Source organism: Leeuwenhoekiella parthenopeia, from assembly GCF_020782115.1.
Classification (GTDB): Bacteria; Bacteroidota; Bacteroidia; order Flavobacteriales; family Flavobacteriaceae; genus Leeuwenhoekiella; species Leeuwenhoekiella parthenopeia.
In genome coordinates this window covers 62885-72483 of record NZ_JAJGMW010000023.1, presented here as the reverse complement: position 1 = coordinate 72483, position 9599 = coordinate 62885, and the positions used below count along the sequence as shown (strand labels likewise).

Here is a 9599-nt window from a genome sequence, read left to right as displayed (position 1 = left end):
CTCTTTGAGAGCTTCTAAAACCACTTTGGTCTTGAACTTGGGTGTGAATTTTCTTCGTGTCATAAAACAGTAAATTTAAAGTTATTTTGGAACTTAAATTACTGTCCTAATTTTTGGGGGATGCTCATTACAAGCAAATGAATTAAGGTACCAAGCTCATTTGAAAGAACAGGAAGCCATTAAGAAAATGGAAGATATTATAAATGGCTAATAAATCAACTCTTAATGGAAATTTAAAGTTTATATCAATTCCACTGAAGAGACTTGAAATTTTTGAATATAAACTAAATGCTGGCTTCCATATAAAAATGGTTGAAGTTGAGAATGAATTTTTGTATTTCAATAAACGATTCAATTGCAAAAAATTTATATTTTCCTCCAAATTTGACAGAGTATCTGACCCTAGCGGTAGACTATTAGAAATCAAATCTTCCGCAAGGGGTTTTTTATTTAAAATTGTGGATTCAAATTATACTAAGAATTCAATTTATTTTAAACCAAATATTAATAATTCTGAAATATCATTAGAGCAAGCGAGTTGGTATCTCAATTTTCAAGCAGTATCAGAATATCTAAAACTTTTTAGCATAGGAACAGTTATTCCTAAAATTCATTTAAAGGTTTTAAATGGTCTAATGATACCAGTCTCAAGTAATTCAATTTCTAGGCGAAATGATTATAAATTTGATAAAAACAGTCTGGACCCCTATCGTGCTTTGCTACACACTTATTACGAAGAGTTCAAAGAAAATTTTTTAAAAAGGAATTATTATTCATCAACCTCATTGGCAGGTTCAATATGTGAACTAATCCTTTTTCAATTATTACTCGAGCAAACAAGTGTTACTGAATCAATGCTAAGAACGAAAGGTTTAGGAACTTATATAGAGTATTGTAGGATGCTTGAATTGGATAAAGAATATAGTTTTGGATTAACGCCCTTTGAAAATATAAATAAGTTAAGAAACAAGTTCGTTCATCCAAGTAATGCAATTTTTGAGGTATTGAATAATATAGAAAACCTGATTTCAAAATTTAATTTAAAAAAGAACTTAGACCTAATAATAATCCAATTCGGCATCAATTAGATTAAATTTAATATTGTTTTGGTCGATTTCGTCTATTCAATATTTTTTAAAATTTATTTTAAACAGCAAATAAGACTTCTAGAAAATTCCGTATTTAGAAAAAATCATCAATTTTTTTAATAATTATATCTCTGGTATTCCCATTGGGGTCAATCAAAATTCCTTTTAGATTACCATTACATTCAATTAAAAAGTGCCCTCTAGTTTTGGTATTGGCTGAAGCATCATAATTACCTCCTGTGGCAATAAGATTGTAGACATTAATTTTTTTATTTCGAGATAATTTCCAGTTTCCAGTTAATCGATACCCGCTACCACTAATAGTTATAATTCCTTCTTCCCAATTACGACTGCCGTGATTATAGTCTTCTTTGAAACTCACACTGCCATAACCATTTAAAGTAAATGAACGGGTGTTTATAAGATAATCATAGGCCTCAGAGGTTGTAAGTGAGCAATAGGATAGAGCCTCTTCTTGATTATCTCTTGAAAGTGCTGAAATGTTTCTCTTGGGTTTTTTACCATTTCCATTATCAGAGCTTAATAGTGTTTCCCAAATACCATCTGAATATGTTGTATATAAAAGGAAAAGTGCTGCAAAAAGGATGTAACCCCAATAATTTTCTTTCGGTTTAGATGTAGTAGACATTTCTAATTGATTAAATGAGTTTTCAAAAATAAAAAAAGAGTTTGAAATGTGGCATATAATGCTATAATATAAAAATTTATCTAGTCCGACCTTGCTTTAGTGAGAAAAAGCATAGATATAGAATTTGTCAGGCGTTTTGGTGAAAATCTTAGAAGAATAAGGAAGTCTAAGAATTGTAGTATGGAACAACTAGCTCACAAATCCAACATGGAATATTCTCAAATCAGTAGAATTGAAAGAGGTCAAATAAATACTTCAATCAGTACAGCTAAAGTATTAGCCGATGCACTAGAGGTTGAGGTTCATCAACTTTTTAATTTTTCTAACTGATTTCTTCCTATCCCAAAACGGGGGCTTTTGAATTTTGATGAATTATCTTCAGAAATTTTATTTAAATCATTGATTTGATAGTGATTCTTTAGTACAAAAACCCTGTTATCACTGGTGTTTTGGGAGAATGAATTAAAAGTTGACCTTATTTTACCCGTACGCATAAGAACAAAATAGAACCTAAAAGAATGCTAAATTTTGGGAAAATTTTTTTCAATACATCTAACCTTTAAATATTGAGGGCGTTAATTTCTAAGGTGAAAGAAAGGTTACCGCTAACACTGAAACCTGAAACTCTTTAATTGCTAAGCAGGAGGGGAGGCTATTTGATTCTGTACTTCTAAAGAAAATGACCTCAACTCAGGAAACTCATTTAATAGGCTTTTAAGCATATTTCGAGCTTTTTCTGACTCGTAGCCTTTGTTCGTCAAAATTGTGGTTACATACCCTATAACCTTTATTTTAGTAAGTCTTGCTGGGTCTTCCATACGAAGTGACTTGATGAGTTTGTTAGCTGTCTCTATTTCGTGTGAACTCTCATGTATATTCATAAGAGTTTTCAGCCTTTTCAGCTCTTTGTTAAATTTTATTTTAGACATCTGTTCCTGCTGAATTTGGCATTAAAAAATCTGGATAATTTTCATCTTCAAAAAGTTTCCATACTTCATTATTTTCCATAAGAGTAATGTATTCCGCGATTGCACTTTCCTTTTTCTCTACGAATGTTCTTTCATAAAAAGAGGCTTGATAGGCAGACATACACTTTATTTCAGGGCATTCCGAATCATCAAATATGTTGTAAATAAAATTTGGAAATAAATCATTTAGCTCTCCTTTAATCTTTTTCAAAACGTAGATTCTAACTAATATATCTTTATTTGTTGCTATCTGCTGTAGGATGAATTCACGCTTTTCCTGGTTTGTCATATTCGGATTATTAAGCTCTTCATCGGCCAAGATGTTGTGAATTTCCGCTGTAGCTAACTTTTGGAATAACTCCTCATCGCTATTAATATAATTTTTGATTAAATCGTAATGGTAATTTTTAAATTCTCTCATAAAATTTATTTGTTTAAATAATTAATTGAGCAAGCTTTATTTTGGACTGGCTCGCAATACAGTCGATAGTAATTTTCGTTTTCCAGATAATTATTTAAGATATTAGATATTACAGGTTTTAACTCTTCAGGCTTGGCATCAGCCAGCATATGAACGTGTAAGCGTCCTGACTTATCTGGTTCTATTTTCTCTAGATACAGTACTTTTGGAGTGTTATTTTTTATCTCTTGTATTATCGACTGATGATATTTTAGCTCATAACGGTCAAGTGTAGTATATGAGATATTTGACTTCCAGTTGTAACTGTAATTTGTGACCTTTCTGGGCTGCTTCAGCTCAAACTTGTCTAATAGATTATACTTTATATAATATCTTCCTCCTTTTTTATAAATTGTTCCATGGTCTTTATATTTATTGTAAATCTCTTTAACCATTGTCTTTAAGCTTCTGTAGCTTATACCTTTAAGTTCCACTAAATCTTTAAGACAAAACCATATATCTAGCTTTTGGTCATTTTTACTTTTAATTATTTCATTGAACCTTATCTTCTCATTTGTCATTTTTTATAAGTTAATTTTTCAGTTATTAACGGGCATACCTAGGACATGTCCTATTTATAAATAGCACCACATAGGGCAAAAGGAAATACTTTTGCGATTTATTTTTAAGTAATCAGTATTTACAGGTGGTTAGAGTCAAAAACTTTTTTAGCCGGGCATCAGACTAACAAGATAAGTTTGCCCCTGTAGAGAAGGGTTTAAGCTACTCTTTTCATGGCATTTTCGACATCAAGCCATTTATAGTATACCCTATTGCCTACTGAATAGGAAGGTAATACCCCTAGCTTGTTCCACTTGTGGAGTGTTACCAAGCTCACCTTTAAAAGTTCGCTTGTTTCTTTTCTGGTTAATATCTTCGCTGTGCTATTATTCTCCTTCTTTTGAATAGATTTTATAGCAACTTGGATTAAATTTTCCAATTCATTTATCAGCTCCTCTGTGCTGGTATTTTCAATCATAACTGTTTTCATAAAACATTATTTTAAATTATTATTTCACTTTAGGACATAGTTATTCACCCTCTAGAACGTCCCCAATTCTAGACTATTAGAGTTCTATTTGTTTGTTTGATTAAAACACCAGCCGAAGCTTCAATTGGCTGTGTAAATGATTAGATGCGCATCAAAAAACTTACATTGTAATTTTAAAGGGAAATTTCTGTTTTTACAACAGTAAATCGCTGACAGCCAACATCTTATTTTATTTAAATTATAAATTTTAACTAACTTATTGATTTTGAGTCAAGTGAATTTTAATCTAGCTAGATTAAAAAAAATAATCGATGAAATACACAAAATTTAACATTTATCGTATTAAAAAAGCAGTGATTTCGGGGTGAAAACACTGCTTTTTGATTTTAATTAAATTAAAATGCCAAAATTCTTCTAGTTTCGGAAGTTTGGTAATAAAAATTGATGAGTCTTAGTCATTCACAACCCTTAAATTAGTGTTAGAAAAGAATTTGTGTTTTCCAAGCTTTTCAGCTCTCTCAAAATGAGATACTTTAATATAATTATAAAATACTTTTTCGCTGCTGTGACCTGAGATAGCCATGATGTCAATGGTGTGCATGCCGCTGAGGTATGCATTGGTACAAAATGACCTTCTGGCCGTGTGATTGGCTACCAGCTGAAACTTTTTATGGGTCTTAATTACTTTTTTACCTCCTTTCGTTATCTCCTTACTGACTGACTCATTTATCTCAGCTAACTCAGCAACCTTTTTAATACAATAATTAATATGCTGGTCTGGCATCCGCTTCGGTGGTTTGCCTTCATTTCGCTTCAGTATGTCACTTACCATCCAGTTTATCGGTATTGTTATGGCTTTATTATTTTTTTTGGTCACAACCTCAATGTATTGATTTTCATTTCGGGTTACGATATTTTTTGCGGTTAGCCGGTTGAAGTCGGACACTCTCAGGCCGGTATTAGCACCTATTAGGAATAAGTCTCTGGCTCTCGTTAAAAGTTTACTCGTCATTTTGAGTCCGTTTTCGTGAATGTGAGTAGGCTCTTGGCTGAGGTCGTAGTTGTAAATGCGTTTTAGTTCTTCTGTGGTCAAGTAGATATTGTTGACCTGTTCTGTGGGTTTGCTGAAGTATCTTTTGGAATAGTCAAGATTATTGTGCAGGTCTCTCTCAAAGGCCGCACTCATAACTGTTTTTAAAATCTTAATTATCGTCCCAACGTAGTTAGTAGAATAATTGTTCTCATATAGCCAGTTAACGAAATCATCGTAAAAATCTAAGGTTATCTTATCAAATGTGATTTTGTACTGCTCGGAGCTAAACTTTTCAAGTTTTGTTAGAGTGTTTTTGTAGGTTCTGATAGTGCCGCTTCCTAATGGCTTGCCGCTTGTTGGTAATGGGTTTGTCTTATAATTGTTTAAAAAGCAATGGAAGAACGGCAGTAATTCTAATTTTTCAACCTCATCATTAACTAGCCGCTCTGGAAAAAGAACCTCATCGCAGATTACCTTGAGCTTATCGTTATTAATTACCTGGCCTAGGTTGGTTCTAAGGTTCGAGTATTCCTTGTTAATCTTGGCTTGGACTTCATCGAGCTTGTTGTTTATGTCTTGTCTGTTTAACTCACTCGTGACTTTTCTGATTCGCATTTTGGTCTCATCCCAATTTTTGCTGTCACTTACTTTGAGACCGGTGCTATATCTAAAGCGTTTACCAGTACCATAATTGAAAACTAATTGAATACTTGTGTTTTTTCCGGTTGCCGGGCGCAGTTTGTAAGTCAGCTTAGCCATTTCTCATTGTTTTCGGTAAATATAAAGTAAAAAGTGACACAAAAATTTAATTTGTGTCTTTAAGTGTGTCACTTTTTGGCTAATCTATCGGATTAATGAAATATGTAAAATTAGTTATTTAGACTGAAAGCATTTATTATTTCAGGGCTTTAGAGGAGTTTGACTCGTTATGTTAAATTAAGTGAGATTAGTTTAGATTAATGTGTTTGTGACCTCTCCGGGGTCACAAAAAAAACGCTGGCACTTTAGTGACAGCGTTTTTTATTTAAAACGAGGAAAATTTTACTTCCCTATAAAAGACACAAAGTATTTCCAGTATGTACTTTGGTGCTTTTTTAAATCTTAATAGATATATTTTATCCTATTTGATCTAATAGAGGTAGTTTAAGGCAACAACGTCATTAGGACCAAATTCTCCTGTAACGCGTGTCGAAAAGCACGAAAGCATAATCGAAGTCGGGTCAAAGCCGTATGGTGTTCCGGGTATATGAACTGCTCCACTAGGATTTGCCAATTCTCCAAAACTAGGTCGGCCACAACTCTGGCGCGTAAACCAGTCTGTATGGCGTAAACCTACTGTGTGTCCAAGCTCATGGGTCATTACGTGCGTATTAACCTGAAGTGAAAAAGCTTCCATTCCAGAGAAGATTTGAACAGTACCAAAAGGATTGCCAGCACTTGGAAAGCCGGCAACACCGCCTGCCTGACCATTAGGATTTTGAAATACGTAGGTGTCGCCACTTAATAATGTGGGTATGTCTGAAGTTATGGTAAGATTAAACGTTAAGCCTATTCCTAAGTCATTATAGTTATCTATGGCTGCCTCAAGAGCTTCTAGTTGTTTAGGAGTTAAATTTAAAGGGTCTCCATTACCAGCATAACCTGTTACTTCAATTACCCGTGGTGACTCAACAAGATTGTAGGTGCGGTATTGCTTTGTATTAGTCTTGGCTATCTTCATACTCTCAAGCTGAGATTTACTTATTGAAATGTCACCTTCTACAAGGTAGCTGGTTTCGATTTTTCCGTCAGGAAATCTTGTGGTTATTGTTTCAATATCATCGCTATTTAAGCTCAAGGATTTGATTTTTGAGATCGTTTTTGCTGTTATCTCTAAGTTCTCAGTTTGAATTTCTTCAACTTCGGAAGTTGCTTCTTCTGAATTCACTTCATCGGTTTGGCAGGAGATAATTAATGAGGCTGCTGCGGCAAAAAGGAGAAATTGTTTTTTCATAAATAGTTATTTTAAGTTGGTTAATTTGAGTTAATTTAATTAAAAAAATCGGATATAATTCATTGAAATTGAACTTTTTACACAAAACGTCGTTAATCCGTGAACTTGGGGTTTTGACGAAAAATTTGATGAAATCAAAATATAAATTCTAGATTGAGAAGAAGAAATGTATAACGGGCATAACCTAAATATCAGGGTGGGTAGTTAAACACTTTTTATAAAACATCAACTAAATTCTAATTAATCAATCCATGAAAAAAACAATCATTTTACTAGGCAGCGTACTTTTTGTAGCAGCTGCCTCAGCACAGAGCAATGAAAGTCTTGTGAGTCAAACAGGCGACAACAACGAGATTGTTGTATCGCAAACGGGGCAAAGTAATTTTTCCAGCGCTAATCAGAATGTTCTTGGTAACGAAGCTGATATTACCCAGAATGGTCTTATAAACCAAAGTATCCTGAATCAGACAGGAAATGCCAATCTAACAAGTGTTGATCAGTTAGGAAGTTTCAACTATTCAGAAGTAAGTCAAACAGGACAACAAAATATAGCATCTGTCGATCAGGACGGTTCTGGGAATAATGGGTTTATAACACAGGTTACAAATACTGGAGGTTCATTGAATAACTCAAGTATTATTCAGGAGGGTAATAGTAACTATGCCCTTGCGGATGTTTTTGGTAGCGAAAATGAAACAGATATCGTACAATGGGGTAATTCTAATCAAGGTTTTCAAATTGTCGAAGGAGCAGGGAACGTGGCAACAATTACGCAAGGTGAAGCTTTAACGGGCTTTGCGTCTTCTCAGGGGAGTTTAGCGCAGCAGGAGCAATACGGGAATGATAATAGTTCTACAATTACCCAAAGGGGTACAGGGCAATTTGCTCTTCAGGCAACTCAAGGCGATGACAATGAGCTTATTGCTTATCAGGGTAATAGTGGTAACTTTTCAAGGCAAGTTCAACTTGGTAACGGTAACTTTGGTCGTACTCAGCAATATTTTTCTTCTAATATTTCTCTGCAAGAGCAATTTGGAGATGATAACACCGCAATCACCAGACAAACAGGTGTAGGAAATAATTTTGCAACCGTCGCTCAGAATGGTGCGGAGAATTATGCCCTTCAAACACAAAACGGGTTAGGCAACGGGGCTGCGGTTACCCAATTGGGACTTGATCATTCAAGTATTATTAATCAGTTAGGAAACGGTAACTCATCTGATGTAATTCAACAGAATAACTAATACCATTCTAAGTTTGTTTAAAGAGGAATTATCCACTTGGGTAATTCCTCTTCTTATTTTATATCTGGAGAGATAGGATTAAATCATTCATTTGTTTCAATTGAGAATTCCTTTATTACACAGAGTAGATGTTTATTTATTTCTTTCCTGATGTCTTTTATGGTAAGATTGATTTTTGCCATAAAGAAACAATCTATCAGATTTCGGCTATGCGGGTATATATCTTTCCAGTCTCACAATCAATATTCACTAGGGTTCAATTGCGGATTTTTTTTATGGTAGTAATGGATAATTAACGAGGAAAAAAATTATCTTGTCGACTATTGCTAACAAAAGGTGGAAGAAAAGTTTGCAGTTCTTAACGCTCAATAGATATAAAGGGATCTTTGCACTGGTGGTGCTAGCCCTTCTTATAAACCTGATCCCGGTTTATTTTTTTGATTTACAGCACATGCGGGCTGTGCGATTTGTATCTACGCTTGTGTTTCTCTTTATCTATTTTTTACTTACAAAAAGCCGTAATTTATGGGTGACAATAGCCCTCATTTTTTTAGTGTTGCGGGATTTTGTGCATTTGTTTTTTGAGGAAAGCTGGGGGGCTGAGCTGTATTTACTTTTAAGTGCTTCCAGCTACACCCTTTTTTGCATAGAACGCTTGCCCTTTGTAAGGTTATCAGGCTTTAAAAAATCATCACTCCTTGTTGCAGCATTGATTTCTTCAGGTAATATTTTTATCCTCTTTGTGCTATCCGGTTTCGTAGAAAACCAAATGCATGGCATTCTCGAATTACCACTTTTTTATTGCCTGGGCGCAGCGCTAATTGTTCTGGTTTCAGCTGCTTTTTATTACAATTTTATACTCAACAGTAACCGAAGCCTTCATTTTGCAATGATGGTTTTTGGGTTCATTTTCGCTGATGTGAGTGCCTGTCTGGCCTACTATAATCAGTATGATGAGCTTTGGTATTCAGACCGGTTCTTTTATGCATTGAGTTTGGGCTTTCTGCTCTGTTTTGTAATCGATACCGAGGGTGAACGAAGAGAGCAGGAAGATCTTGAAATGCTTAAAGACTCCTTTTAGTGTGTTATTTAATTAAAATGAATTGATCGAAATGGTAACAGATCAAAAGTTTAGAAACCGGGTTCTTAAAATTTTGCGTTTATTTGCAATAC

The 9599-nt window shown here is 34.1% G+C and carries 10 protein-coding genes; 4 read left to right on the top strand and 6 right to left on the bottom strand.

Annotated features, from left to right (window positions below; genetic code table 11):
• The first annotated feature begins 203 nt into the window (after window positions 1-203).
• Window positions 204-1088, top strand: a complete 885-nt coding sequence (locus LLW17_RS15335) for a hypothetical protein (RefSeq protein ID WP_228231168.1) — start codon at window positions 204-206, stop codon at window positions 1086-1088.
• A gap of 94 nt (window positions 1089-1182) precedes the next feature.
• Here LLW17_RS15335 and LLW17_RS15330 read toward each other — a convergent pair whose 3' ends face one another.
• Entirely contained in the window at window positions 1183-1737 is a 555-nt protein-coding gene (locus LLW17_RS15330) for a hypothetical protein (protein ID WP_228231167.1), read from the bottom strand.
• Between the two features lie 99 nt (window positions 1738-1836).
• On the opposite strand from LLW17_RS15330, the gene LLW17_RS19020 reads away from it, so the two are divergent.
• The gene (locus LLW17_RS19020) at window positions 1837-2067 is read left to right on the top strand and encodes a helix-turn-helix domain-containing protein (RefSeq protein ID WP_350355216.1); all 231 of its coding nucleotides are present in this window, start codon (window positions 1837-1839) and stop codon (window positions 2065-2067) included.
• Window positions 2068-2658: 591 nt separating this feature from the next.
• Here the strand turns inward: LLW17_RS19020 and LLW17_RS15325 are convergent.
• The 5 genes from LLW17_RS15325 to LLW17_RS15305 form a co-directional block, all read right to left on the bottom strand.
• Window positions 2659-3126 carry a hypothetical protein gene (locus tag LLW17_RS15325; protein WP_228231166.1) on the bottom strand — a complete coding sequence of 156 codons (468 nt, stop codon included), beginning with the start codon at window positions 3124-3126 and terminating at the stop codon, window positions 2659-2661.
• A gap of 5 nt (window positions 3127-3131) precedes the next feature.
• Window positions 3132-3686, bottom strand: a complete 555-nt coding sequence (locus LLW17_RS15320; RefSeq protein WP_228231165.1) for a hypothetical protein — start codon at window positions 3684-3686, stop codon at window positions 3132-3134.
• 197 nt (window positions 3687-3883) lie between these two features.
• Window positions 3884-4156 carry a helix-turn-helix domain-containing protein gene (locus LLW17_RS15315; RefSeq protein ID WP_228231164.1) on the bottom strand — a complete coding sequence of 91 codons (273 nt, stop codon included), beginning with the start codon at window positions 4154-4156 and terminating at the stop codon, window positions 3884-3886.
• 451 nt (window positions 4157-4607) lie between these two features.
• On the bottom strand, window positions 4608-5948 hold the full coding sequence (locus tag LLW17_RS15310) for a tyrosine-type recombinase/integrase (RefSeq protein ID WP_228231163.1): 1341 nt from the start codon (window positions 5946-5948) through the stop codon (window positions 4608-4610).
• Between the two features lie 370 nt (window positions 5949-6318).
• A complete protein-coding gene (locus tag LLW17_RS15305) occupies window positions 6319-7182 on the bottom strand; it encodes a M57 family metalloprotease (protein WP_228231162.1) in 864 nt (287 codons plus the stop codon).
• 251 nt (window positions 7183-7433) lie between these two features.
• Here LLW17_RS15305 and LLW17_RS15300 point away from each other — a divergent pair, with 251 nt between their 5' ends.
• Both LLW17_RS15300 and LLW17_RS15295 read left to right on the top strand, forming a co-directional pair.
• Entirely contained in the window at window positions 7434-8426 is a 993-nt protein-coding gene (locus tag LLW17_RS15300) for a hypothetical protein (protein ID WP_228231161.1), read from the top strand.
• Between the two features lie 769 nt (window positions 8427-9195).
• Window positions 9196-9507, top strand: a complete 312-nt coding sequence (locus LLW17_RS15295; protein ID WP_228231160.1) for a hypothetical protein — start codon at window positions 9196-9198, stop codon at window positions 9505-9507.
• The last annotated feature ends 92 nt before the right edge of the window (window positions 9508-9599 follow it).